Consider the following 25,751-nt stretch of genomic DNA (forward strand, 5'->3'; position numbering starts at 1 on the left):
CAGCCGTCCCCGGTCCTGCTTGCGAACCCGCTGTACGAACGCGCTCTACGAATCCGCTTCGGCGGCCGCCTTCGCCGCGATGTCGGAGCGGTGGTGGGAGCCCTCCAGGCCGATCCGGCCCACCGCCCGGTACGCCCGCTCGCGCGCCTTCGCCAGGTCGGAGCCGGTCGCGGTGACGGAGAGCACCCGGCCGCCCGCGCTCACCACCTCACCGGACGCGCCGTCCCGCCTGGTGCCCGCGTGCAGGACGTACGCCTTGGGGCCGTCCTTCTCGGCCACCTCGTCCAGCCCGGTGATCGGGTCGCCGGTGCGGGGGGTGCCCGGGTAGTTGTGCGAGGCGAGGACCACGGTCACGGCGGCGCCGTCGCTCCAGCGCAGCGGCGGCTCGGCCTCCAGACGGCCGGTGGCGGCGGCGAGCAGCACCGCGGCCAGCGGGGTCTTCAGCCGGGCCAGCACCACCTGGGTCTCCGGGTCGCCGAAGCGCGCGTTGAACTCGATCACGCGCACGCCGCGCGAAGTGATCGCCAGGCCCGCGTACAGCAGCCCGGAGAAGGGCGTGCCGCGGCGGCGCAGCTCATCGACGGTGGGCTGGCAGACGGTGGCCACGACCTCGTCCACCAGGGCGGGGTCCGCCCAGGGCAGCGGGGAGTACGCGCCCATGCCGCCGGTGTTCGGGCCCTCGTCGCCGTCGTGGGCGCGCTTGAAGTCCTGGGCGGGCTGGAGCGGGACCACGGTCTCGCCGTCGGTGATCGCGAAGAGGGAGACCTCCGGGCCGTCCAGGAACTCCTCGATCACCACCCGGCCGCAGGCCAGCGCGTGTGCGCGGGCGGCCTCGACGTCCTCGGTCACCACGACGCCCTTGCCCGCGGCGAGGCCGTCGTCCTTGACGACGTACGGCGGGCCGAAGGCGTCCAGCGCCTCGTCGACCTCGGCGGGGCTGGTGCACACATAGGCGCGGGCGGTGGGCACGCCCGCCGCCGCCATGACGTCCTTGGCGAACGCCTTGGAGCCCTCGAGCCGCGCGGCCTCCGCGGACGGCCCGAAGGCCGGGATCCCGCGCTCGCGCACGGCGTCGGCCACCCCGGCCACGAGGGGGGCCTCCGGCCCCACGACCACCAGGCCCGCCCCCAGGGAGGCGGCGAGGTCGGCGACGGCGGCACCGTCGAGCGCGTCGACCGCGTGCAGCTCGGCCACCTCGGCGATGCCGGCGTTGCCGGGGGCGCAGTGCAGTGCGGTGACGTCGGGGTCGAGGGAGAGAGCGCGGCACAGGGCATGTTCGCGGGCGCCGCCGCCGATGACGAGGACCTTCACGGTAGGCAGCCTATTGCCTGGGGCGGCGGGCGCTGTGCGGCGGGGGCCGCGGCGCGGTTCGGACGGGAGCCCCGTGCGAGCCCCTGCGCCGTGAGCGGGGCCACTCTTTTGGGTGAGGAGTAGGCGGTCCTATACCCGATGGGACAGCCCTTACGGGCTGAAATCCGGTGATCGAGTCCTCGTGGCCAGCCGTTCGGCGGTAGGAATGGTGGTCGCGCGTCAGCCGCGCGCAGGAGAGACGCCGCCGCAGAGGGAGTCGCACGGTGAGTCAGCCGGAGATGCAGCCCGAGGGGCTCCCTCGGCCGGAGGGTGCGAGAAAACAGGGTGACCTGCTCGGCCGGCCCTTCCCGCACGGCGACTGGGGGGAGCCCGCGGGGCGGCTCGACGAGTTGTACCAGTGGGTGGAGGAGGGCGCGCTGGAGGTCGCCGGGTGGTACCTCGCCGACCGGGTGTGGAAGCGGCGGGCCGCCCGGGTGCTGCGGGCGGGGGCCGCGGTGGCGGGGGTCGTGGGGGCCGTACTGCCGCTGCTGGATCTGAACGGAACGCTGGACGGCGGCGCCGGATGGGGCGCGCTGGCGCTGCTGCTGGCGGTCGCGTGCGTCGGCGGCGACCGGTTCTTCGGGCTGACGTCCGGCTGGATGCGGGACATGGCCACGGCGCAGGCGGTGCAGCGGCGGCTGGAGGTGCTGCAGTTCGACTGGGCGTCGGAGAGCGTGCGGGAGGTGCTGGGCCCGACCGAGGGCACCGCGAGCGAGGCCGTGGAGCGGTGTCTGTCGGTGCTGCGGCGGTTCTGCGAGGACGTGTCGGAGCTGGTGCGGGCCGAGACGGCGGGCTGGATGGTGGACTTCGGATCCGGTTCCGCGCCGCTGGTCACCCAGTCGCTGATGGCCCAGGGCTCCCGTCCGGACAGCGGGAGCCCCGCGAGCCGCTTTCCGCTGCCGCCGGGCCCCGCCCGGCCCAATATGCCGCGGCAGCGTCCTCCCGAGCCGCCCCGCTGATGACGGCCGCGGGGCCGTCGGAGACCTCGCTGATGACGGCTGCGGGGCCGCCCGGAAACGGCGGTCGGCCCGGCGGTCGGCCCGGTGGTCAGCCGTTGGTCGGCCCGGCGGTCCGCCCAGTGGTCCGCCCGGCGGTCAGCTGAAGACGATCATCGAGCCCTGGCCGAGGCTGCGCGTCGCCGCCGCGTGCAGGCCCAGCCACACATGGCGCTCCCGCGCGAACGGGCTGTCCTCGTACGGGACCGACGCCGCCGGCTCCTCCAGGCTCGTGGGGCGGGCCGGGGGCGCGGGGGCGGCCGGGGGGTTGGACGGGTCGATGCCGAGCGCCGGGGCGACCGCCTCCAGCTCGCGCAGCAGTCCATGACTGGAGCCCAACGGGCCGCCGCCCTCGAGGAGTTCGTCGTTGGACAGCGGACTCTGGAAGTCGACGGGGACATACGCGCCCGCGTGGTCGTAGTGCCACACCAGATGCGACTGCTGGGCCGTGGGCTCGAACATCTCCAGCAACTGCTCGTAGTCCCCGCCGAGTTCGTCCACGGGCGTCACCGCGAGTCCGCACAGCTGGAGCAGATAGGCACGGCGGAGGAAGTGCAGCGCGTCGTAGTCGAAACCGGCCACCGGGGCGACATCCCCGGAAAGACCCGGCATATAGCTGAAGACGGGCACGGGCGGCAGACCGGCGTCACTGAGCGCCTTGTCGTACGCGGCGATCTCTTCGGCGAAGGGGTTGTCGGGGCTGTGGCACAGCACATCGACGAGGGGGACCAGCCAGAGGTCACATGCCACGCGATCTCACTCTCGTATCCGTACGGTCGATGGTCGGCCCAGCGTAATGCCCCACGTACGCGGCGCGAAGAGTGCAGGACGCCGGGCCTGGAGGGCGGGGCCCATGGACCAGGTGGAGTTCGCGAAGAGTTCAGGGGGAGATCAGGGGGAGTTGACTTCCGGCTCGGTCGCCGTCCGGTTCCGCGAGCGCGTCTCCTCCTCCGTCACCAACCGCTCGATCAGCGCACGGAAATGCGTGTTGTACGCCGCTATGAGCTGCTCCGAGTCATGGCGGTCCCCACGGGTGACCGCCGCCGTGAGCTCGCAGTGCCCCGTCCACAGCAGGCCCCGCAGATCGGGTACGCGGCGCAGATACGGCACCGTGAACACCCAGGTCTGCACCCGCAGCCGCTGCAGGAAGTCCAGCACGTACGGATTGCCGACCAGCCCGCAGATCTCCCGCCAGAAGCGCAGGTCGTAGCCGATGAGGATGTCCAGGTCACCGGAGCGGGCGGCCCGTTCGGCCTCCTCGGCCCGCCGCCGCACCGAGGCCATCACCTGCGGGGTCATGCCGCTCAGCGTCTGCTCGACGTCGTGCCGGAAGACGCCCTCCACCACCATCGTGCGGGCGTCCACCATGTGCCGGAAGTCGGCGATGGTGAACTCGTGGACCTTGAAGCCCCGGTGCTCCTCGACATCGAGCAGCCCCTGGGAGCACAGGTCCAGCAGCGCCTCCCGGACGGGGGTCGCGGAGACGCCGTACTGCTGGGCGATCTCCTTGACGGTGAACTGGCGCCCCGCAGGGAGCCTGCCCGCGAGCACCTCGTCACAGAGCGCGTCGGCGATCTGCTGCCGCAGGGTGTTCCGCTTGACCGGGCTGGTGCCGGGCACGGGCATCGAGGACCGTCTCCTTCCACGGCCGTCGGTGTAAGAAAGCGGACGGCCCTCGCATCACGATATGCGAGGGCCGTTGCGCGGAACACGCAGAGTGCGGCGGTGGTCTACACCGGGCAGCCGTCGGGCGGCGGTCGGGCCGCGTCCAGAGGCAAACGGGCAGCGCCGGAAGCCGGTACCGGCAGCCGCTACGAGGCGTGCGCGTCGGCCGCGTTCAGCGCCTCGTCCAGGATCGCCAGGCCCTCCTTGGCCTCGGCCTCGGTGACGGTGCACGGCGGCACGACATGGGTGCGGTTCATGTTCACGAAGGGCCACAGACCGCCGCGCTTGCAGGCCGCCGCGAAGTCGGCCATCGGCTGGTTGTCCGCTCCGCCCGCGTTGTACGGCACGAGCGGTTCGCGGGTTTCCTTGTCCTTGACCAGGTCCAGCGCCCAGAAGACGCCGAGGCCGCGCACCTCGCCGACCGAGGGGTGGCGCTCGGCGATCTCCCGCAGCGCGGGGCCGATCACGTTCTCGCCGATCGCGGCGGCGTTCTCCACGATCCCCTCCTCCGCCATCGCGTTGATCGTCGCGACGGCCGAGGCGCAGGCCAGCGGGTGGCCGGAGTAGGTGAGCCCGCCCGGGTAGGGGCGCTGGTCGAAGGTCGCGGCGATCTCGGCGGAGATCGCGACGCCGCCGAGCGGCACATAGCCGGAGTTGACGCCCTTGGCGAAGGTCAGCAGGTCCGGGGTGACGCCGAAGTGGTCGGCCGCGAACCAGTGGCCGGTGCGGCCGAAGCCCGCCATGACCTCATCCAGGATGAACACGATGCCGTGGCGGTCGCAGATCTCCCGGACCCCGGCCAGATAGCCGGGCGGCGGAACCATGATCCCCGCGGTGCCGGGGATGGTCTCCAGGATGATCGCGGCGATGGTCTGCGGGCCCTCGAAGGCGATGGTGTCCTCGAGGTGGCGCAGCGCGCGCTCGCACTCCTGCTGCTCGCTGTCGGAGTGGAAGGGCGAGCGGTAGAAGAACGGCGCCCAGAAGTGCACCACACCCGCAGAGGCGGTGTCGGAGGGCCAGCGGCGGGGGTCGCCGGTGAGGTTGATCGCGGCGGCGGTGGCGCCGTGGTACGAGCGGTAGGCGGAGAGCACCTTGGCGCGGCCGGTGTGCAGCCGGGCCATGCGGACCGCGTTCTCCACCGCCTCGGCGCCGCCGTTGGTGAAGAAGATCTTGTCGAGGTCGCCGGGGGTGCGCTCGGCCACCAGCCGCGCCGCCTCGGACCGCACGTCCACGGCGAAGCCCGGCGCGATGGTGCACAGCTTCGCGGCCTGCTCCTGGATCGCGGCGACGACCTTGGGGTGCTGGTGGCCGATGTTGGTGTTCACCAGCTGGCAGGAGAAGTCGAGGTAGCGGTTGCCGTCGTAGTCCCAGAAGTACGAGCCTTCGGCGCCCGCGACGGCGAGGGGGTCGATCAGGCCCTGCGCGGACCAGGAGTGGAAGACATGCGCGCGGTCGGCGGCCTTGACGGCGGCGCCGGCCGCGTGGTCGGGGCTGGGCTGCACGGACACGTTCGTACCTCGGATCGCTCGCGGGTCGGGGCGGGACCAGCGTACGGACCCCGGCCCCGCGCCCGGCACCGACAGCCTGTCCGGGTTTCGGGTCGTACGCCGACATCCTGCCGGGCGGCGGGGGCCCGTGGCCGTCGCCGGTGGTCGGGACGCGGCTGTCCGGATTTCGCTCCTGGCCGTCCCCTCCGGAGCTCCGGGATTCCGTTCTCCGGCTCGGGAGTGACACAGGACGGATACGGAACCGATAACGGATCGTCCGCGTCGTCCACTTCGCTCTCAGCCGCCCTTATTCTCTCCGGGGGGCTGATCAGGGGGATTCACGGGGAAGGGACGGTCGACGCATGGAAGACCTGGGGGCCGAGGACCCTCGCTGGATCGGTGAGTACCGGCTGCTCCGGCGCCTTGGCGCGGGTGGCATGGGCCGGGTGTTCCTGGCTCATTCATCACGCGGACGCACGGTGGCGGTGAAGCTCGTCCAGACCGAGCTCGCCCAACAGGCCGAATTCCGGCGGCGGTTCAAACAGGAGGTGCGGGCCGCGCAGCGGGTCGGGGGCGCATGGACCGCGCCGGTGCTGGACGCCGACACCGAGGCCGCCACCCCATGGGTCGCCACCGGCTACATCGCCGGTCCCTCCCTGCACGCGATCGTCGCCGAGTCGGGCCTGCTGCCCGAGCGGACCGTCCGCATCCTGGCGCACGGCCTGACGCAGGCGCTCCGCGACATCCACGACGCCGGTCTGGTCCACCGTGACCTCAAACCGTCCAACGTCCTGGTCACCATCGACGGTCCGCGCGTCATCGACTTCGGTATCGCACGGGCGCTGGAGACCGTCACCGACGGCATCCTCACGCGCAGCGGCGCCGTCGTCGGATCGCCCGGCTTCATGTCGCCCGAGCAGGTGCGCGGTGAGCGGGTCACCCCCGCCAGCGACGTGTTCTGCCTCGGCTCGGTGCTCGCCTACGCGGCGACCGGACGTCAGCCCTTCGGCACGGCCGACAGCGGGGTGCACGCGGTGATGTACCGCATCGCCCAGGAGGAGCCGGACCTGGAGGGACTGCCGGAGGGGCTGCGGGACCTCGTCACCGACTGCCTGAAGAAGGCCCCGGACGACCGGCCCTCGCTGGAGGCGCTGCTGGAGCGTACGGCCGGGGCGGACGACGACGGCGAGCCGTGGCTGCCGGGCACGCTCGTCGCCCAACTCGGGCGGCACGCGGTGCAGTTGCTGGAAGTGGAGACGCCCGCCGGGCCGGGGGTGCCCGCGCGCCCCGCCGTACCGCCCGTGGCCGGGGCGTCGGGCCCCGCCGTCCCGCCGCCGCCCGCCGCGCCGCCGTCGGCCACGTCGTACCCCCTGGCCCCGGCAGAACCCCCCACTCCGCCGCCACCGACCACCCCACCCCGCCCCTCGGCGGCCCCACTCCCCCCGGCTCCGTCCGCTCCGCCCTCGACGGGCACGGCACAGGGCGCCCCCGGCCAGCCCGGCGGGCACCCGGCCGCGCCGCAGGCGGGCGAGGACCAGGGGAACCCCGACCCGGCCGCCGGGCCACAGGCAGGCGGCACACCGTCGGCCGACCCGCGCCGGTCCGCCGACCCGTCCGGCGCCCCGCAGGCCGCCGCGCCGGACCCCAGCGGGGCGGCCGCAGGCCCGCAGGACGCCACGCCATCGGCGGGTACACCGCAGACCGGAGCGGTCCACGGCGCACCCGGAAGCGCCACCCCGCCGCGGGCAGGGGCGACGGGAGGCGCCACCGCATCGCCCAACGCGTCCGGTGGCGCCGCGCCCGCGGCACCCGGCGGACCTGCCGCCGCACCGCAGGCGGGTGCACCGCAGGCGCCTGGGGGCGCCGCGCCAAGCCACGGCACCCCGCACGCGGCCCCACCCGCCACGCCCGGTGGATCCCCCGCCGCGCCTCAGGCAGGCACCGGGCAGGCCGGGCCGGATCAGGGCACCCCGCACGCGGGCGTACCGGGCCATGGCGCGCCCGGGAACGCCACTCCGCCACAGGCAGGGGCGGCCGGAGGACCCGCCACCCCGCCCAACGCGCCCGGCAGCGCCGCACCCGGCCACGGCACTCCGCACGCCGCCGCGCCCGGAACACCCGGCGGACCCTCCGCCGGGCCGCACGCGGGCACGCCGCACGCGGGCACGCCCGGCCATGGCGCACCCGGAAGCGCCACCCCGCCGCAGGCAGGCCCGGGTGCCGCCGCACCCAACTCGCCCGTTTCCGGCGGGCCCTACGCCCACGGGGCGTACGGCTACCCGTCGCACGCCACGCCGTCGCAGGCGTCGCAGGCGGGCGCGGAGGGCGAGCCGCCGACGCCATCTCATGGCTTTGGGCCGCCCGCGGTCACCTCGTTCGGGGCGGCCGCCGGGTCGCCTTCCGCCGGGTTCGGCGGACCGGGCGGACCGGGCGGACCAAGCGGACCAGGTGGACCGAGCGGACCGGGAGGGCAGAGTGGGTCAGGGACGCCGAGCGGGCCCGGAGGCGGCTCGGCGCAGACACCCCCGAAGCCGAACCGACGACGCCGTAAGACGCTCATCGTCGTCTCCGCCGCCGTCGCCACCGCCCTCATAGCCGGCGTCGCCGCGCTCGCCATCGTCAAGGGGAACGACGACAAGGGCGACCGGGCCAAGACCGACTACGACAAGATGACCCACACCCCGCCCGACCCGGGCGGATCGGGTGGATCGGGCGGCGGCAACTCCAAGGGCTCCGCCGGGGGTTCGGACGGCCCCGATCCGTCCGCGACCAAGCTGGAGACGTCGGGCGACGTGCCCACCGAGTATCTGGGCGCCTGGGAGGGCGAGATCAAGGAGAGCGGTGAGTCGACCGGCAAGATCCGCCGGGTCGTGCTCTCGCAGGGGCCGGTCGGCGCGGTCGTCGCCGAGACCCTGACCTCCGACTCGGACTCGTTCTGCCAGGACTCCGCCAAGCTCAAGTCGGTGGACAGCCTGCTCCTCATCGAGGACGAGGAGGTGTCCACCAGCATCCCCGAGGACAGTTGCAGCGCGGTCGGCGAGCAGACGCTGCGGATAGGCAACGACGGCACCCTCGCCTGGAGCACCACGGACGGCTCCTCCGAGGCGACGCTGCGCCCCTCCAAGAGCGGCGGCAAGCCCATCCCCGCCGGGTACGTGGGCACTTGGCTGGCCAAGGACGCGTTCGGGAAGCCCGACGCCACGCTGAAGATCACCATCAAGCAGGGCGCGATCGGCTCCGTGGTGGGCCAGGAGGTCGCGGACAGCAAGAAGTACCACTGCGAGGGTGACCGGATCCTGGCCTCGGTGGAGAAGGGACTGGTCCTCAGCCCTTCGAAGTTCACCGGGGGGACTCCCAAGAATCTCTGCGGACCCGGCACGTCACTCACGTTCACATCTTCCGGACATGACAAGCTGCGTGTCGAATATGACGACCCGGACGATTACAGCGATGAGACGATGACACAGACGTTCACCCGCCTCGACTGATCGGCCGATCGGCAGAGGGACTATCGGCACAGGGACAGGAGCCACACCGCGATGGAGAACCTCGGGGCCCAGGACCCGCGGTGGATCGGCGAGTACCGGCTGCTCGGCAAGCTGGGCGAGGGCGGAATGGGCCGGGTCTATCTCGCCCGCTCCGCCCGCGGCCGCACCGTAGCGGTGAAGCTCGTACAGGCCGAACTCGCACGCCAGACCGACTTCCGCGGCCGCTTCAAGCGGGAGGTGGAGGCGGCGAGACGAGTCGGCGGGCAGTGGACCGCGCCCGTGCTCGACGCCGACACCGAGGCCGAGGTGCCATGGGTGGCCACCGGCTACATCGGCGGTCCGTCCCTGCACAGCGTCGTCGCCGAGGACTTCGGGGCGCTGCCCGAGCGCTCGTTGCGGATCCTGGCGAACGGGCTGGCCCTCGCGCTGCGCGACATCCACGGCGCCGGGCTGGTCCACCGCGACCTCAAGCCGTCCAACATCCTCGTCACCATCGACGGTCCGCGCGTCATCGACTTCGGCATCGCGCGTGCCCTGGACGCCATGGGCACCACTACGGGCGGCAATCTGACGATGACCGGCGCGGTCGTCGGCTCGCCCGGGTTCATGTCGCCCGAGCAGGTGCGGGGCGAGCCGGTCACGGCCGCGAGCGATGTCTTCTGCCTCGGCTCGGTGCTCGCCTTCGCCGCCACCGGACGTCAGCCCTTCGGCAACCTGGACAGCGGCATCCACGCCCTGATGTACCGAATAGCCCAGGAGGAGCCCGATCTGGTGGGGCTCCCGGACGGCGCGCGCGGGCTGGTCACCGCGTGCCTGAACAAGGACCCGGCCAAACGGCCCTCGGTGGACGAGCTGGTGGCCGCCACCCAGCCGGTGACCGATGACGGCGAGCCCTGGCTGCCGGGCGGACTGCTCGCCCGGCTGGGGCGGGACGCGCTCCAGCTGCTGGAGGTGGAGGCCGAGAACGCGCAGCCGGATGCCGTGGCGCCGCAGCAGGGCCCGTCGGCGTACGGCCACCCCCAGGCCGCCGCGCACACCCCGCCCGGCCCCTCCGCGTACGGCACGCCGACGCCGTCCGCGTACGCGACCCCCCAGGCCCACGCGGCCGGTGGTCCCCCGTACCAGATGTCCCAGCCCACCACCCAACCCTGGCAAGGCGGCTATCAGACGCCGATGGGCTTCCCCGCCCCGGGCACGAGCCTGAGGCCGATCCGGGGTCTGGCCACCGCGTTGATGAGCATGTTCGGCATCTGGCTGGTGCTGACGCTCCTCGACATGGCGCTGAACATCTCGCTGCTCGACACCTACTTCGCCCTCGACTCCGGCGTGGTCTCCAATGACCTGCTCTACAGCAAGCGGAGCGATGTCGAGGCGATGGACAGCGGCACCGGTGTCGCCGCGCTCGTGCTCGTCGTGCTGTGGCTGGTCTGGTTCCGCACCGCCTACATCAACTCCACGGTGCTCAACCCCGGGCGACAGCGGTTCGGCAGCGGCTACTCCGTGGGCGCCTGGTTCATCCCGATCGCCCAGCTGTGGCTGCCCAAGCAGATCGCCAACGACGTCTGGACCTCCAGCACTCCGCCGGGGCCCGGGCGCCGCGGCCGCGCGGTGCTGCACTGGTGGTGGACGTTCTTCGTGATCATGTTCCTGATGTTCCCGGTGAACGGGATCAGCGAGATCGTCGCCGACAACGTCCGGGAACAGCGGCCCAGCGTCATCATCAGCATCGTCGACGACTCGATCGGCATCCTGACCGCGCTGCTGGCCATCGCCGTGGTGCGCCGGATCACCAAGATGCAGGAGCAGCGGGCCTCGCGGCCCGCCGGTCAGCCGCAGCAGCCCGCCGGGGTGTTCGGCCCGCCCGCGGCGTAGTGACGCCGGCGCGCGGGGCGCTCCCGAGAGCCGGGCTCCCGGGAGCGGCGCTCCCGCCGAGGAGTCAGAGGAACGAGTTGATCTGGATGGTCTCGTCACGGCCCGGCCCGACGCCGATCGCCGAGATCGGGGCGCCCGACATCTCCTCCAGCGCCTGGACGTACTTCTGCGCGTTCTTCGGCAGCTCGTCGAAGGTCTTGGCCTGGGTGATGTCCTCCGACCAGCCCGGCAGCGTCTCGTAGATCGGCTTGGCGTGGTGGAAGTCGGTCTGGCTGTACGGCAGTTCCTCGACGCGCTTGCCGTCGATCTCGTACGCCACGCACACCGGGATCCGCTCCCAGCCGGTGAGCACGTCCAGCTTGGTGAGGAAGAAGTCGGTCAGGCCGTTGACCCGGGTCGCGTAGCGCGCGATGACCGCGTCGAACCAGCCGCAGCGCCGGTCGCGCCCGGTGGTCACACCGCGCTCGCCGCCGATCGTGCGCAGCTTCTCGCCGTCCTCGTCGAGGAGCTCGGTGGGGAACGGGCCCGCGCCGACGCGGGTGGTGTACGCCTTCAGGATGCCGATCACGCGGCTGATCTTCGTCGGGCCCACTCCGGTGCCGGTGCAGGCGCCGCCCGCGGTCGGGTTGGAGGAGGTGACGAAGGGGTACGTGCCGTGGTCGACGTCGAGCAGGGTGCCCTGCCCGCCCTCGAAGAGCACGACCTGGCCCTGGTCGATGGCGTCGTTGAGCAGCAGGGTGGTGTCGGCGACATAGCCGCCGAGCCGGTCCGCGTAGCCCAGCAGCTCCTCGACGACCTGGTCGACCGCGATGGCGCGGCGGTTGTAGAGCTTGGCCAGCACCTGGTTCTTGTAGTCCAGGGCCGCCTCGACCTTCTGCCGCAGGATCGACTCGTCGAAGAGGTCCTGGACCCGGATGCCCACCCGGTTGATCTTGTCCGCGTAGGCCGGGCCGATGCCGCGGCCGGTGGTGCCGATCTTCCGCTTGCCGAGGAATCGTTCCGACACCTTGTCGAGGGTCGTGTGATACGGCGTGATCAGATGGGCGTTACCGCTGATCAGCAGCTTGGACGTGTCGACGCCTCGGTCGGCGAGACCGCTCAGCTCGGAGAGCAGGACCGCGGGGTCCACGACGACGCCGTTGCCGATGACCGGGGTACACCCGGGCGAGAGGATTCCGGACGGGAGGAGGTGCAGCGCGTACTTCTGGTCGCCGACCACCACCGTGTGGCCCGCGTTGTTACCGCCCTGGTAGCGCACTACATAGTCCACGGAGCCACCGAGCAGATCGGTGGCCTTTCCCTTGCCCTCGTCACCCCACTGAGCACCGAGCAGCACAAGTGCGGGCACAGGCGTACACCCCTTCCGGGCGGGGCATGTCCAACGTGCATGGTGACGTACGCCACCACAAGAGCCGTCGAACCGGTGCCCCGGATAGACGAAGCCCCTGGCGCAACAGCGACAGGGGCTCTTGCACCGAGAGATTACCTGAGGAAGGACCGAGGTGTCGGCTCCAGATCCCCGGCCCCCCGCGCCGGACACCGCCCGGGGGCGCCCGCTGCTCATGGTCATCGACCCCAACGCCCGCCGCACGGACGGCGAGTCGGTGCGGATCGCCAAGGATGTGCTGTGTGCGGGCGCGCAGACGAAAATCTGCCTGCCGGAAGGCCCGGAGGAGGTCGAGCGGGCGCTGGCCCGCCGGGGCGCCCGCCGGCCGGTGCTGGTGGGCGACGACCGTGCCCTGCTGCGGATGGTGGAGCTGCTGCACCGGCGGCGGGAGCTGGCGGACGCCGCGCTGTCGGTGGTCCCGGTCGGTGGCTCCGCCACGGTCGCCCTGGCCCATTCGCTCGGGCTGCCCACCGACGCGGTCGCGGCGGCCCGTACGGTCCTCGACGGGACCGCGCGCCCGCGTGACCTGCTGGTGGACGAGAGCGGCGGAGTGGTCCTCGGCGGACTGCGGATCCCCTCCGGGCTCGCTCCTCACGGTGCGCACGACGGGATGCCGGGCGGCGGCTGCGGCGCGGCGGCCGGGCCGGACGGAAGCGACGCGACGGACGGGACCGACGGGACGGGCGGGCGCGGCCCGGGGCCGCACGGCGACGGGGCGAGGGGCCGGGACTGCGGCTGCGACCCCTGCGCCCACGACCCCCGCCGGGCCGAGGACGGCGAGGACGGCCGCGACGGCGCGGGCCCGCCCGGCCATGACCGGGACGGCCCCGACGGGGAAGGCGATGGCCACCGGCCGTGGTGGAGCCCGGCGGCCCGCACCGCCCGCACGGCACTGACACTGCTCTCGCTGCCGGTGATCGGCCTGGCGGGCGGCGCCCGGCGGCCGGCGCATCCGCCGCCGCAGCGGCTGCGGATCGAGGCGGACGGGGTGCTGCTGACCGACCTGGACCGGCCGGTGGAGCGGGTCTCGGTCTCGACGGCCGCGCCGGGCGGCGGGCTGGCCGAGATCGTGGTCCACCCCCATGCGGCGGGCGGTCCACTGCGCACCCGGGCACGGGCCGTCACCGTCTCCGGCCCGGACTTCCGCTACCACGCGGACGCGCTGATCCGCGGCCCGGTCCGCAGCCGCACCTGGACGGTCCTGGCCGAGGCCTGGAGCCTGATGCTCCCCCACCGCCCTTGAGCCCCACTCGCGCCGCCCCCGGGCCCGGTGGGGCCGGGCGGCGGCGCGAGTGGGGCGTCAGCCCGCCTCGGCCTCGCGGGCCTCGGCGGCGCGGCGCTCGGCCTGCTGGGCGCGCCAGCGCTCCAGCATCTTGGGCAGCTCCCGCTGGACGAACTCGAAGAAGTCGGCGGTCTCGGTGATCCGCAGCCCCGCCGGGGTGCCGGGGCCGAGCACCTTCGCGCCGTCGCGCATGGTGCTCTCCCAGCGGGCGACGATCTGGTCGCGGCGGGTCAGCGTCTCGTACCAGACCTCGTTGTAGAGCCGGTAGCGATCGCGGCGGGAGCCCGGCTCGCGCTCCCGCACCACCATGTCCACCTGCGACAGATAGCGGATCGCGCCCGAGACCGCGGCCGGGCTGATCCGCAGCCGCTCGGCGAGCTCCGCCGAGGTGAGCGCCCCGGAGTCGGAGACGAGAAGCGCCGCGAAGACCCGCGCCGCCATGCGCTGCATCCCGGCCTCGGCCAGATCGGCCGCGAACCGCTCGACGAACCTGGACACCGCCGCCTCGTCACGCGCCGCTTCACCGCGCGTGTCATCGGGCGCGCCCCCCGGTTCGTTCGTGTCCCTCACCGCTTCATCATCTCCTCTCTTCGTCACATCATCATAAGTTTATACGGTTCCTTAACTTCACAAATTTGTGAAACTAGCGTAGCTTCGAAATCATGAAAACGGCAATCTCCGTGTCCGGCCTCCACAAGTCCTTCGGCCGGACCCACGCGTTGGACGGCCTCGACCTCGAAGTCGAGGCAGGTGAGGTCCATGGCTTCCTCGGGCCGAACGGCGCCGGGAAGTCCACGACCATCCGGGTCCTCCTCGGACTGCTCCGCGCCGACTCCGGCGCGGTGCAGCTGCTCGGCAAGGACCCCTGGCACGACGCGGTCGACCTCCACCGCCACATCGCGTACGTCCCCGGAGACGTCACCCTGTGGCGCAACCTGAGCGGTGGAGAGGTCATCGACCTGTACGGGCGGCTGCGCGGCGGTCTGGACACCGCGCGCCGCGCCGAGCTCCTGGAGCGGTTCGAGCTCGACCCCACCAAGAAGGGCCGTACGTACTCCAAGGGCAATCGCCAGAAAGTCGCCCTGGTCGCCGCGTTCGCATCCGAAGTGGAGCTGCTGATCCTCGACGAGCCGACCTCCGGGCTCGACCCGCTCATGGAGGAGGTCTTCCGCGAGTGCGTCGCCGAGGAGCGCGACCGCGGGCGTACGGTGCTGCTCTCCAGCCACATCCTCAGCGAGGTCGAGGCGCTCTGCCGGAGGGTGAGCATCATCCGCAAGGGCCGCCGGGTGGAGTCCGGCACCCTCACCGAGCTGCGCCATCTGACCCGTACGTCGGTGACCGCCGATCTCGCCGGCGAGCCCAACGGCCTGTCCGGCCTCCCCGGTGTGCACAACGTGGACATCCAGGGCAGCCAGGTCAAGCTCCAGGTCGACTCCGACAAGATGGACGCCGTGCTGCGGCAGCTCACCCAGGTCGGGGTGCGCAGCCTCATCTCCACCCCGCCCACCCTGGAAGAGCTCTTCCTGCGCCACTACCAGGAGGACATCACGCGCACGGAAGCCGAGGCGATCGCCCGATGACCGCCGTAGCCGACGCCCGGGTCTCCCCCCGCGCCCGCGGATCGGCCCATGATCTGGCGGGCACGGGCACGCTGCTGCGACTCGCCCTGCGCCGCGACCGGATCATGATGCCGGTGTGGGTGCTGTGCCTGGGGCTCACGGCCAGCAGCACCGTCGGCCGTCTGAAGAGCGCGTACGACACCCCCGCCCGCCGCGCGAGCCTCGTCCACGACATGAACGGGAACGGCTCGACCCGGGCCCTGTTCGGCGCCGCCTTCGACGATTCGCTCGGCGCGCTCACCGTCTGGCGCGTGGGTGCCTTCCTCACGGTGTTCGCCGCGATCATGAGCCTGCTCATCGTGATCCGGCACACCCGTGAGGAGGAGGAGACCGGCCGCCAGGAGGCGCTCTCCGCGGGCATGGTCGGCCGCCGCGCGGGGCTCACCTCGGCCCTGCTCGCCGTGGCCATCGCCAACGGCGCGGTGACCCTGCTCATCGCGGGCAGTCTCGCGGGCCAGGGCGGCACCGGCGCGCTGGCCCTCGGCCTCGCCGTCGGGCTGTCCGGTATGGCCTTCGGCGGTCTGGCCGCCGTCGCCGCCCAGCTCACGGAGAACGCACGGCTGGCCCGGGGCCTGAGCTCCGCCGCGGTCGGCGTCGCCTTCGTGCTGCGCATGGCGGGTGACGCCGCCGAGGACGGCAGCAAGGGCTCCGGCCATGTCCTGGTCTGGCTCTCGCCGCTGGGCTGGGCCGAGTACGCCCGGCCGTACGCGGACGAGCGCTGGTGGCCGCTGCTGCTGGTCGCCGTGCTCGCCGCGGCCTCGATCGCCCTCGCCTACTCCCTCGCCGGGCGTCGCGACGTGGGCGCCAGCTTCTACGCCACCCGTCCCGGCCCGCCGGCCGCCGGCCCGCTGCTGAGCGGCGTCTACGGCCTGGGCTGGCGGCTCCAGCGCGGTGCCCTGCTCGGCTGGGCCGCGGGCTTCGTCTTCGCCGGCGCCATCTTCGGCGGCATCTCCGACGGTGCGAACGACTTCCTCGGCGACAGCGACAAGACCCGCGACATCATCCAGCGGATGGGCGGCGCCCAGGGGCTCAACGACGCGTTCCTGGCCGCCATGGTCGGCGTCCTCGGCACCATCCTCACCGTCTACACCACCACCTCCGTGCTGCGGCTGCGCGGCGAGGAGACCGACCAGCGCGCTGAGCCCCTGCTGGCCAACGCCGTCGGCCGGTTGCGCTGGGCCGGGAGCCACCTGGTCATCGCGTACCTCGGCCCGGTGGTCATCCTGGCGATCGGCGGTCTGGCGCTGGGGTTGGGCTACGGCGTCGCGGCGGGCGATCTGGCCGACCAGCTCCCGCGCTGCCTGGGCGCCACACTCGCCCAGCTCCCGGCGGTGTGGGTGCTCACCAGCGTGACGCTTTTCCTCGTGGGCGTGGTGCCGAAGTACTCGGCCGCGGCCTGGGCCTTCGTCGGCTGGGTGGTCGCCCTGGGCTGGATGGGCCCGGCGCTGGAGCTGTCCGACTCCGTCATGGACACCTCACCCTTCAGCCATCTGCCGAAGCTGCCGGGCGACGACGTGACGGCGGCGCCGTTCCTGTGGCTGCTGCTCCTCTCGGTCGTTCTCGCCGCCGGAGGACTGGTGGGTATGCGCCGCCGTGACATCGGCGGCTGACCCCGTCGGCCCACCACGTTCCGGCAATCGCCCCCTGTTGTCCACAGGCTGTGGACAACAGGGGGCTCGTCCGTCCCGGCCGCCTTCCCCCGGCTCCGCTCAGAGCTCGACCTGGAGCTCCCGCAGACCGCGGATGACGAAGTTCGCCCCCCGCTCCGGCTCCTTGACCAGCCGCAGTCCGGGCGCCTTGCGGAGCAGGGCGCCGAAGGAGGCGATCAGCTCCAGCCGGGCCAGCGGGGCGCCCAGGCAGTAGTGGATCCCGGCGCCGAAGCTGATGTGGGGGTTGTCGGTGCGGGAGAGATCGAGGGTGTCGGGGCGGTCGAAGCGGGCCGGGTCGCGGTTGGCCGAGCCGAAGAGCAGCGCGACCTCGCTGCCGCGCGGGATGAGCGTGCCGCCGACCTCGATGTCCTCCAGCACCCAGCGCTCGAAGAGCTGGAGCGGGGTGTCATAGCGCAGCAGCTCGTCCACGGCGGTGGGCAGCAGCGCGTCGGGGTCGGCACGGAGCAGGGCGAGCTGCCCGGGATGGCGGAAGAGCGCCCACCAGCCGTTCCCGGTGGTGTTGACCGTGGCCTCATGGCCCGCGTTGAGCAGCAGCACACAGGTGGAGATCATCTCCTGCTCGGTGAGCCGGTCGCCCTCGTCATACGCGGCGATGAGCCCGCTGATCAGATCGTCCCCCGGGGCCTTGCGGCGCGCCTCGATCAACTCCCGCAGATACGCGGAGAATTCGACGGACGCCCGCACGGCCCGGCGCGCCGTCTCCTCGCCCGGACTCAGCTCGTACATCCCGCAGATATCCGCCGACCAGGGACGCAGGGCGGGGCGGTCGGCGGGCGGAATGCCCAGCATCTCGGCGATCACGGCGACCGGCAGCGGTTCGGCGACCGTCTCGATGAGATCGCCGCCGCCCGAGGCGACGAGGGAGTCGACGAGTTCCTCCGCGAGCCGCTGGATCGTCGGTACCAGCGCCTCGACCGTCCGCGGGGTGAACGCCTTGGAGACGAGCCGGCGCAGCCTGGTGTGGTCCGGCGGTTCCAGGTCGAGCATGCCGTGGTCGTTGAGGGTGTGGAACGGCTCGTGCTCGGGCGGCGGCGCGGTGCGGCCGAACTCCTCATGGCCGAAGCGGTGGAGATAGGTGCGGCCGAGCCTGCGGTCCCGCAGCAGGGCGCCGACATCCGCGTGACGCGGGATCAGCCACTGGCGGGAGGGCTCGAACCAGTGCGCGCGGCCGCGCTCGCGCAGCTCGGCGTAGGCCGGATACGGGTCCGCGACGAACGACGGCCGCCAGGGGGCGAAGGCGGGGACTTCCGCACTGCTGCTCATCCCCGGACGGTACCGCCGGTCCGGCTCGCCCTCCAGAGGTCGCCAGCCGCCCCCAGAGGTCGCCAGATGCACCAATGGGTCGCCAGATGTACCCAGGGGCAGTTCCGGGGGCTCGGCGGGCCGGTCGGCGTCAGCCTCCGGGCGTCACCAGGCGGACCTCGTAGGCGAACACCGCCGCCTGGGTGCGGTCGCGCAGCCCCAGCTTCACCAGGATCCGGCTGACATGCGTCTTCACCGTCGACTCGGCGACGATCAGCCGCTCGGCGATCTCGGCGTTGGAGCAGCCCTGGGCGACCAGCACCAGGACCTCGTTCTCCCGCTCGGTCAGCTCGGCCAGCCGCCCCCGTGGGGAGGGAAGCGAACCACCGAACCCGGCCGCCTCACCGATCCGCGAGAACGTGCTGATCAGGCGCTTGGTGACGGCCGGGGCCAGCAGCGCCTCGCCCGCCGCGACGACACGTACCGCGTCGCCGAGCTGACGGGCGGAGGCGTCCTTGAGCAGAAAGCCGCTCGCTCCGGCACGCAGCGCCTGGTAGACGTACTCGTCCAGATCGAAGGTGGTCAGGACGAGCACCTTGGCGTCCGCGTCCGCCGCGACGATCTCGCGGGTGGCCTCGAGGCCGTTGACCTCCGGCATCCGGATGTCCATCAGGACGACATCGGGGCGCAGCGCGGCCACCTGGGCGATGGCCTGGCGCCCGTCGACCGCCTCGCCGATGACCTCGATATCGGGCTGGGCGTTCAGCAGCACGGAGAAGCCCTCGCGGACCATCACCTGGTCGTCGGCGATCAGCACGCGGATGGGAGAGGGGAGGGAGGGGGCGTCGGCGGTCATGGCTTCATCGTCTCCCCCTCCGGGGCGGGCCCCTTCTTCAACCCCGGCTTCTTCAACCCCGGTGCCTGGTCCGATGGATCCGGAGCGGGCCCCTGCTTCGGTGCCGATGCCTCCGCTCCGGACGCCTCCGCTTCGGGGATCGCGGCGGCCGGGATGAAGACCGCGACCTCGTACCCGCCGTCCTCCTCCACCGCGCCCGCCGTCATCTCCCCATTCAGCATGGCCACGCGCTCCCGCATCCCGAGCAGCCCATGGCCCATGCCCGGCGAGGGCCGTACGGCCTGGGTGGGCGGGCCGTTGACGATCCGCAGGCCCAGACCGCCGAGGACGTACGCGACTTCGACGCGGGCGATGCTGCCGGGCGCGTGCCGCAGCGCGTTGGACAGCGCCTCCTGGACGATCCGGTACGCGGACAGCTCCACCCCGGAGGGCAGCGGCCGCACGGCGCCGGTGGTGATGTGCTCGACGGTCAGCCCCGCCGCCCGGACCCCCGCGAAGAGCGTGTCGAGCGTGGCGAGGGTCGGCTGGGGCGCCTCGGGGTCGGCGTCGGCGTAGGCGTCGGGGTCGTCGGCGCGGACGACGCCGAGGACGCGGCGGAGTTCGGTGAGCGCGGCGACCGCGTTCTCCCGGATGGTCGCGAAGCTGGTGGCCAGCTCCTCGGGCGGATTAGCCACCCGGTAGGGCGCCGCCTCCGCCTGGATGGCGATCACCGACATGTGGTGCGCGACGACGTCGTGCAGCTCACGGGCGATGGTCGCGCGCTCCTCCAACAGGGTGCGGCGGGAGCGCTCCTCGTGGGTGGCCGACTCCTGCACGGCGACCTGCTGCTTGGTCTCGCGCAGACTGCGCCGGGCGACGACGGCGCCCACGATGACGCAGGAGGTGGCCACCATGGGGAAGGCGTTCGTGTGCCCCCCATCGGCGCTGAAATCGCAGACGATTCCGAACGCTGCCGTGAGCAGCAGCATCTGCCCGGCCACCCGCGGGAGGTTCTGGCTCGCGACGATCGCCATCACCGCGACATGCGAGGCGAAGAGGGTCGCCGGCCAGGGCCACATGCTGCTCCCGACCGGTTCGGGGACGGCCAGGCCCCAGAAGACGCTCGCCGCGAAGGACAGCCACCAGGCGCCGATCGGCCGGTAGAGCGCCAGCAGCAGGGGTACGGCACTGAGCAGTGCCAGTCCCATGCTCTCGGTTTCACTCGCCACGGCCATGAGATAGAAGGCGCCGGCCACGATCACGGCATGCGGCAACCACGGCGCGTACGGCCGCACCGCCCGGGGCATATGGCGCACCAGCGGATGCGTGGCGGACAGCGGCGGCACCGGGCGGAGGGCGAAGGAGCCGGTGATCAAGTCCTTCCGCAGATCGGAGAACGCCTGGCGGATGGTGCGGAGTTCGGTCCGCGGAATCGTCTCAGTCACGCCGTCCACGGTAGGGAGCGGGCGCCGCGGCGTCGTCCCCGGGAATGTGGATTGTGCGGTGTCCGTCTCAAGTACTAGGCGGCCGCGTCCGTCCCCGCCAGGCGGTCGATCTCGTCGGCGACGGTGTGCGCCGCGGGCGACGTGGGGTCGATGGGCGGGAAGTGGCCGCCGTCGGTCCTGATCAGCCGTACGTCCTGTCCGGCACGGGCCGCCGCCTCCGCGAAGGCGTCCGCGACCGCCGGTGGCACGTCGATGTCGGTGCCGCCCTGCACGATGGTGGTGGGGACCGCGGTGGGCAGCAGCGCGGCGGGGTCGGCGAGGCCCAGCCGGACCGTCAGCTCATCGCCACCACCACCGCTGCCAACACCGCCCGCGCCTTCGCCTTCGCCGAGGAGTTCGTCGACGGCGCCGGAGCAGACGTCCAGCGCACGGGCGGTGGCGAGGTCGGCGATGGGGGCCAGGGCGACGACGCCGCGGAGCGGGGAGGGGGAGGCCAGATGCCAGGGAGTGCCGGACGGCAGCCGGTGCCGGGCCGCCGCCCACAGCACGGCGTGCCCGCCCGCGGAGTGCCCGGTGAGCACCACGCGGTCCGGGTCGGCCCCGGGGAGTCCGAGGTCCCGGACGAGGCCCGGCACGGAGTCCACGGCGGCCGCGATGTCGTCGAACGTCTCCGGCCACCGCCCGGCCCGCGCGGGGTCCGCCCCACCGCGCCGGTACTCGACGGACGCCACCGCCAGGCCCCGCCCCGCCAGGAAGGCGGCGAACGGCGAGACATGGCGGCGGTCGTAGGGGGCGCGCCAGGCGCCGCCGTGGAAGAGGAGGACCAGCGGGGCGGGGCGGGCGGCCCTGTCCGTCCCGGGTGGCGGAAGGTAGAAGTCCACCACCTGGTCCGGGTGTTGGCCGTACGCGGCGGTACGGGCCGGTTCCACGGGCGCGAGCCCGAAGACCGACGTCTCCTCGGCCGCCGCCCCCGTCGCCCCGCCCACCGGTCAGCCCTCCTTCAGCACATCGGCCAGCACCCGCGCCGCCCGCTCCACCTCGGCGAAGCCCGTATAGAGCGGGGTGAAGCCGAAGCGCAGCACATCGGGGCGGCGGAAGTCGCCCACGACACCGCGCCGCACCAGCTCCGCCATCACCTCCCCGGCCTCCCCCGCCGCCGCGCACCGCAGCGCCACCTGGCTGCCGCGCTCGGCGTGTGCGGCGGGGGTGATCGACCGGACGCGGCCCGCCGGGACGTAAGTCTCGACGCAGCGGAGGAAGAAGTCCGTCAGGGCCAGGCTCTTGGCCCTGACGTCCTCGATCGGCACGTCGTCCCACACCTCGAGCGCGGCCTCCAGCGCCAGCATCGAGAGGATGTCCGGGGTGCCGACGCGGCCGCGGACCGCGCCGTCGGCCGGGGTGTAGGCGGAGGCCATGCCGAAGGGGTCGGCATGCGAGTTCCAGCCGGGCAGCGGCGAGTCGAAGCGGGGCTGATGGGCCTGGGCGACATACAGATACGCGGGCGCGCCGGGCCCGCCGTTGAGGTACTTGTACGTGCAGCCCACCGCGAGGTCCACCCCATGGGCGTCCAGCCCGACCGGCAGGGCTCCCGCGCTGTGGCACAGGTCCCACACCACGAGCGCGCCCGCCGCGTGCACGGCGGCCGTGGTCCCGGGCAGGTCGTGGAGGCGGCCGGTGCGGTAGTCCACATGGTTCACGAGCGCGACGGCGGTGCGCGCGCCGACGGCGGTCGGGACGTCGCCCGCGGCCACCGGCCGCACGGTGCAGCCGGTCATCCGGGCGGCGGACTCGGCGATATAGCCGTCGGTGGGGAAGGTGGCCTCGTCCACCAGGATCTGATCCCGGTGGGCGCCGCGCTCCTGGGCGATCCGTACGGCAGCGACGACCGCCTTGAAGACGTTCACGCTCGTCGAGTCGCCCACCACGACCTGGCCGGGGGCGGCGCCGATGAGCCGGGCGACGCGGTCGCCGATCCGCTCCGGCGCGGTCCACCAGCCGCTCTCCTCCCAGGAGCGGATGCGCAGCTCACCCCATTCGCGGGCGACCACGTCGGCCAGCCGGGGCGGGACGGCGCGGGGCAGCGCGCCCAGTGAGTTGCCGTCGAGGTAGATCGTGTCGTCGAGGGTGAAGGCGTCGCGCTTGGCGCGCAGCGGGTCGGCCGCGTCGAGCCTGGCGGCCTCGTCGGCCGGAGCGGCCTTGGGGAGACCGTTCATGGACGGGCCGGGCTCGGTCGGCTCGGCATCAGCCGACCCCGTGGGAATCGTCGCGTCAGACATGGCTGCGCGCCGTCCACAGCTCGGGGAAGACGTTCTTGGCCGCGCGCTTCTCCAGCCAGGCGACCCCGGCCGAGCCACCGGTGCCGGTCTTGGAGCCCATCGCCCGCCGGGTCGCCACCAGGTGGTCATTGCGCCAGCGCCACACCAGCTCGGCGACCTCGGTGAGCGCCTCGCCGAGCCGGATCAGCTCGCTGTCTCCCGGGCCTGAGTAGATCTCCTCCCAGACCCGCTCCACCCCGGGGTCCGGTTCATGGCGCAGGGCGGGGTCGCGGTCCAGCACCGCGGCCGGGACGGCGAGGCCGCGGCGCGCGAGATGGCGCAGCACCTCGTCGTAGAGGCTGGGCTCGGTCAGCGCCTTCTCCAGCTCGGCGTGGACCCGCGGCGCGCCCCGGTGCGGGACGAGCATGGACGCGGACTTCTCGCCGAGCAGGAACTCCAGCCGCCGGTACATCGCCGACTGGAAGCCGGAGCCCTCGCCGAGCGCGGAGCGGTACGCGTTGAACTGGCCGGGGGTGAGATGGGCCAGCGGTGTCCACGAGGCGTTGAGCGACTCCAGCTCGTACGCCGAGCGCTGGAGCGCGGCCATCGCGGTGGGCAGATCGTCCTCGCGCAGCGCCTGCGCGGCGGTCTGCCACTCATGGACGATCACGGTGAACCACAGCTCCATGACCTGGGTGGTGACCAGGAACACCATCTCGCCGGGGTCGTCGGAGAGGGGGTGCTGGAGGTGGGTGAGCACGGACGCCTGGACGTAGTCCTCGTACGGCGTGGTGCCGTCGAAGTCCAGATTCGGGGCGTCGGACTCGGCGTGGTGAGGGACAGGCTGCTGCGACATCGCAATCTCCTGAGTACTGCTCGCTACCGGGTAGCGGTCCGCCCCTTCCCTTCGGTCTCGGAGCCCCGGTCCCCTCGGGGCCCACAGCCGAAGGGGCCCCGCACCGCATCATCCGCGCAGCGCGGAGGTTCGGCAAGTACGGAAGGGGCCCGTGGGGCATATGACACCCCACAGGCCCGGTGCGCCTCGCCCTGTCCCAGCGGATCAGGCGAGGCGAGATCAGGAGATGTGGATCAGGAGACGTGAATCAGGAGAGCGTGTCCGCCGCGGTCGGGGAGCTCTCACGCAGGAAGGTCGAGCAGCGCTCGTACTCCTCCTGCTCGCCGATGGACTGCGCGGCGCGCGCGAGGGCGTGCAGGGCGCGCAGGAAGCCCCGGTTGGGCTCGTGCTCGAAGGGCACCGGACCGTGGCCCTTCCAGCCGCTGCGGCGCAGCGCGTCCAGCCCGCGGTGGTAGCCGGTGCGGGCGTACGCGTAGGACTCGACCACCCGGCCGGCCTCGAACGCCTCGTCGGCGAGTTGCGCCCAGGCGAGCGAGGAGGCCGGGTACTTCGCGGCGACCTCGGCCGGGGCCGCGCCGGAGGCGAGCAGCTCGCGCGGCTCCGGGTCGTCGGGCAGATGGGTCGGGGGCGGTCCCCCGAGCAGGTTCTCGTGAATGGCCATGGGTTCCAGTCTGCCTGGTCCGGGGCCCCACCCGACACGCTCAAGCCATGAGGAGGACGCGGGTCAGGTGCGTTGGCTTCGGTCGCCCGGGTCCAGGGGCGGCGCGGACACCCCGCAGTGGTAGGCGCACTCGGGGCGGCACGGCGGCCCCGCCGCCCGCGCGGCGCCCTCGGCGCCCTCCGCCGGCACCGCGGCCCCAGCCCTCTCCGGCTCCGCCCCCGCCTCCGCGCCCGCCTGCTCCAGCGCGTTCGAGCCCACCGTGCGCCAGGCGAGGAGAGCCCCCAGCACCAGCACCCCGGCGCAGATCGGCATCGCCCGCCGGAAGGTGCTCGAGAAGGCGTCCGCCGATCGGTACGCCTCCGGGCCCATCCCCGCGAGCAGCGGCAGCGCCGCCACCGCGACCAGCCCGGCCGCCCGCGCCGCCGCGTTGTTCACACCGCTGGCCAGGCCCGCGCGGGCGACGTCCACCGAGGCCAGGACGGTCGCGGTGAGCGGGGCGACCACCACGACCATGCCCAGGCCCAGCACCAACAGCGCGGGCAGGATGTCCCGCCAGTACACCGCCCCCACCCCGGCCCGGGTCATCAGCAGCATCCCCCCCGCGCACAGCAGCGGGCCGACGGTCAGCGGGATCCGCGGGCCGATGCGCTTCCCCAGCTCCCCCGAACGGGCCGACAGCAGCAGCATCAGCGTGGTCGTGGGCAGCAGCGCGGTACCGGCGGCGAGCGCGGAGTAGCCTACCACCACCTGGAGGTCGAGCACCGAGAGGAAGAAGAAGCCGCCGAAGGCCGCGTAGACGCACAGGGTCACCACATTGACGGCGCTGAACTGTCGGGAGGCGAAGATGGACGGCGGCAGCATCGGCTCGCGCAGCCTCCGCTCCAACACGATGAAGACCGCCCCCAGCGCCAGCCCGGCGACGCCCGGAACCACCACGGCGGGCGAGGTGCCCTTCTGCGGCGCGGCGATCAGCGCATAGGTGACCAGGGCGAGGGCCGCCGCCCCCAGCACGGCGCCGAGGACGTCGAACCGGCCGCGCGGCCGCGGATCGCGGGTCTCCGGTACGTGGCGCAAAGCCACCGGCACACACACCGCCGCCAGCGGCACATTGATGAAGAACACCCAGCGCCAGCCGGGCCCGTCCACCAGCCAGCCGCCGAGGAACGGCCCGATCGCCGCCCCGATACCGCCGAAGCCGGACCACAGTCCGATCGCCCGCGCCCGGTCATCGCGGTGGATCACCGACTGGATCAGCGCCAGCGACCCGGGGGTGAGCAGCGCCCCTCCGATGCCCTGGAACGCACGCGCGGCGATGAGCACCCCGGCGTTCGGCGCCAGCCCGCACGCCAGCGAGGCCAGCGCGAACCACACCACCCCGATGACGAACACCCGCCGCCGCCCGAACCGGTCCCCGAGCGCCCCGCCGAGCAGGATCAGCCCGGCCAGGGTGAGCATGTAGGCGTTGACGGTCCACTGGAGTACGGGCAGATCGGCGCCCAGGTCGAGGCCGATACGCGGCAGGGCGACATTGACGACGGTGCTGTCGAGCAGGGCCATCGCGGAACCCAGCACGGTGGTGAACACCAACCACCGCCCGGCCGGCACGGACAGTCGCACACCTGCCATACCTGGATCATGCCCC

Annotated in this window: 20 protein-coding genes; 6 read left to right on the plus strand and 14 right to left on the minus strand. The window is 73.0% G+C overall.

The annotated features are described in order from the left end of the window. Nucleotides 1-45 precede the first annotated feature (45 nt). Nucleotides 46-1,311, minus strand: a complete 1,266-nt coding sequence (gene purD, locus ACMTAK_RS24685; RefSeq protein ID WP_413808229.1) for a phosphoribosylamine--glycine ligase — start codon at nucleotides 1,309-1,311, stop codon at nucleotides 46-48. A gap of 263 nt (nucleotides 1,312-1,574) precedes the next feature. Between purD and ACMTAK_RS24690 the strand changes: the two genes are divergently transcribed. After that, nucleotides 1,575-2,309, plus strand: a complete 735-nt coding sequence (locus ACMTAK_RS24690) for an SLATT domain-containing protein (protein WP_413808230.1) — start codon at nucleotides 1,575-1,577, stop codon at nucleotides 2,307-2,309. Between the two features lie 135 nt (nucleotides 2,310-2,444). Here the strand turns inward: ACMTAK_RS24690 and ACMTAK_RS24695 are convergent, their stop codons facing one another. From ACMTAK_RS24695 to ACMTAK_RS24705, 3 genes are all read right to left on the minus strand, one after another. Beyond that, a complete protein-coding gene (locus ACMTAK_RS24695) occupies nucleotides 2,445-3,095 on the minus strand; it encodes a hypothetical protein (protein ID WP_014053817.1) in 651 nt (216 codons plus the stop codon). Nucleotides 3,096-3,236: 141 nt separating this feature from the next. Beyond that, nucleotides 3,237-3,971, minus strand: coding sequence for a GntR family transcriptional regulator (locus ACMTAK_RS24700; protein WP_413808231.1), 735 nt, complete (start codon nucleotides 3,969-3,971; stop codon nucleotides 3,237-3,239). A 185-nt stretch (nucleotides 3,972-4,156) separates the two neighbouring features. Next, nucleotides 4,157-5,518 (minus strand): aspartate aminotransferase family protein, encoded by a 1,362-nt coding sequence (locus ACMTAK_RS24705; RefSeq protein ID WP_413808232.1) that lies wholly within the window; start codon nucleotides 5,516-5,518, stop codon nucleotides 4,157-4,159. A gap of 341 nt (nucleotides 5,519-5,859) precedes the next feature. Between ACMTAK_RS24705 and ACMTAK_RS24710 the strand changes: the two genes are divergently transcribed. Together ACMTAK_RS24710 and ACMTAK_RS24715 are read left to right on the plus strand one after the other, a co-directional pair. Further along, nucleotides 5,860-8,985, plus strand: a complete 3,126-nt coding sequence (locus ACMTAK_RS24710) for a protein kinase domain-containing protein (protein ID WP_413808233.1) — start codon at nucleotides 5,860-5,862, stop codon at nucleotides 8,983-8,985. 51 nt (nucleotides 8,986-9,036) lie between these two features. Then, entirely contained in the window at nucleotides 9,037-10,857 is a 1,821-nt protein-coding gene (locus ACMTAK_RS24715; protein WP_413808234.1) for a protein kinase domain-containing protein, read from the plus strand. Nucleotides 10,858-10,921: 64 nt separating this feature from the next. On the opposite strand, the gene ACMTAK_RS24720 is transcribed toward ACMTAK_RS24715, so the two are convergent. Further along, nucleotides 10,922-12,205: an adenylosuccinate synthase gene (locus ACMTAK_RS24720; protein ID WP_413808235.1), complete on the minus strand. Its 1,284-nt coding sequence runs from the start codon at nucleotides 12,203-12,205 to the stop codon at nucleotides 10,922-10,924. A 214-nt stretch (nucleotides 12,206-12,419) separates the two neighbouring features. Here ACMTAK_RS24720 and ACMTAK_RS24725 point away from each other — a divergent pair, with 214 nt between their 5' ends. Further along, nucleotides 12,420-13,487, plus strand: a complete 1,068-nt coding sequence (locus ACMTAK_RS24725) for a hypothetical protein (RefSeq protein WP_413812975.1) — start codon at nucleotides 12,420-12,422, stop codon at nucleotides 13,485-13,487. A gap of 57 nt (nucleotides 13,488-13,544) precedes the next feature. Here the strand turns inward: ACMTAK_RS24725 and ACMTAK_RS24730 are convergent, their stop codons facing one another. Next, nucleotides 13,545-14,096, minus strand: a complete 552-nt coding sequence (locus ACMTAK_RS24730) for a GbsR/MarR family transcriptional regulator (protein ID WP_413808236.1) — start codon at nucleotides 14,094-14,096, stop codon at nucleotides 13,545-13,547. A 92-nt stretch (nucleotides 14,097-14,188) separates the two neighbouring features. On the opposite strand from ACMTAK_RS24730, the gene ACMTAK_RS24735 reads away from it, so the two are divergent. Together ACMTAK_RS24735 and ACMTAK_RS24740 are read left to right on the plus strand one after the other, a co-directional pair. Further along, nucleotides 14,189-15,106 carry an ABC transporter ATP-binding protein gene (locus tag ACMTAK_RS24735; RefSeq protein WP_413808237.1) on the plus strand — a complete coding sequence of 306 codons (918 nt, stop codon included), beginning with the start codon at nucleotides 14,189-14,191 and terminating at the stop codon, nucleotides 15,104-15,106. Beyond that, nucleotides 15,103-16,755, plus strand: a complete 1,653-nt coding sequence (locus ACMTAK_RS24740) for an ABC transporter permease (RefSeq protein WP_413808238.1) — start codon at nucleotides 15,103-15,105, stop codon at nucleotides 16,753-16,755. The genes ACMTAK_RS24735 and ACMTAK_RS24740 overlap by 4 nt, the downstream gene beginning before the upstream one ends. Nucleotides 16,756-16,854: 99 nt before the next feature. Here the strand turns inward: ACMTAK_RS24740 and ACMTAK_RS24745 are convergent, their stop codons facing one another. The 8 genes from ACMTAK_RS24745 to ACMTAK_RS24780 all read right to left on the minus strand — a co-directional run bounded on the left by ACMTAK_RS24745 (nucleotide 16,855) and on the right by ACMTAK_RS24780 (nucleotide 25,735). Then, entirely contained in the window at nucleotides 16,855-18,078 is a 1,224-nt protein-coding gene (locus ACMTAK_RS24745; protein ID WP_413808239.1) for a cytochrome P450, read from the minus strand. Between the two features lie 130 nt (nucleotides 18,079-18,208). Beyond that, a complete protein-coding gene (locus tag ACMTAK_RS24750; RefSeq protein WP_413808240.1) occupies nucleotides 18,209-18,913 on the minus strand; it encodes a response regulator in 705 nt (234 codons plus the stop codon). After that, nucleotides 18,910-20,346, minus strand: a complete 1,437-nt coding sequence (locus ACMTAK_RS24755) for a sensor histidine kinase (RefSeq protein WP_413808241.1) — start codon at nucleotides 20,344-20,346, stop codon at nucleotides 18,910-18,912. The genes ACMTAK_RS24750 and ACMTAK_RS24755 overlap by 4 nt, the downstream gene beginning before the upstream one ends. Nucleotides 20,347-20,411: 65 nt before the next feature. Beyond that, nucleotides 20,412-21,323, minus strand: a complete 912-nt coding sequence (locus ACMTAK_RS24760; protein ID WP_413808242.1) for an alpha/beta hydrolase — start codon at nucleotides 21,321-21,323, stop codon at nucleotides 20,412-20,414. A 3-nt stretch (nucleotides 21,324-21,326) separates the two neighbouring features. After that, nucleotides 21,327-22,550: a kynureninase gene (kynU, locus tag ACMTAK_RS24765; protein ID WP_413812976.1), complete on the minus strand. Its 1,224-nt coding sequence runs from the start codon at nucleotides 22,548-22,550 to the stop codon at nucleotides 21,327-21,329. Between the two features lie 55 nt (nucleotides 22,551-22,605). Continuing rightward, nucleotides 22,606-23,448, minus strand: coding sequence for a tryptophan 2,3-dioxygenase family protein (locus ACMTAK_RS24770; RefSeq protein WP_413808243.1), 843 nt, complete (start codon nucleotides 23,446-23,448; stop codon nucleotides 22,606-22,608). A 247-nt stretch (nucleotides 23,449-23,695) separates the two neighbouring features. Then, on the minus strand, nucleotides 23,696-24,109 hold the full coding sequence (locus ACMTAK_RS24775) for a DUF3151 domain-containing protein (protein WP_014178261.1): 414 nt from the start codon (nucleotides 24,107-24,109) through the stop codon (nucleotides 23,696-23,698). A gap of 63 nt (nucleotides 24,110-24,172) precedes the next feature. Continuing rightward, nucleotides 24,173-25,735, minus strand: a complete 1,563-nt coding sequence (locus ACMTAK_RS24780) for an MFS transporter (protein WP_413808244.1) — start codon at nucleotides 25,733-25,735, stop codon at nucleotides 24,173-24,175. Nucleotides 25,736-25,751: the final 16 nt, after the last annotated feature.

It is taken from the genome of Streptomyces lacaronensis (assembly GCF_047337785.1).
In the GTDB taxonomy this organism is placed as follows: Bacteria; Actinomycetota; Actinomycetes; order Streptomycetales; family Streptomycetaceae; genus Streptomyces; species Streptomyces lycopersici.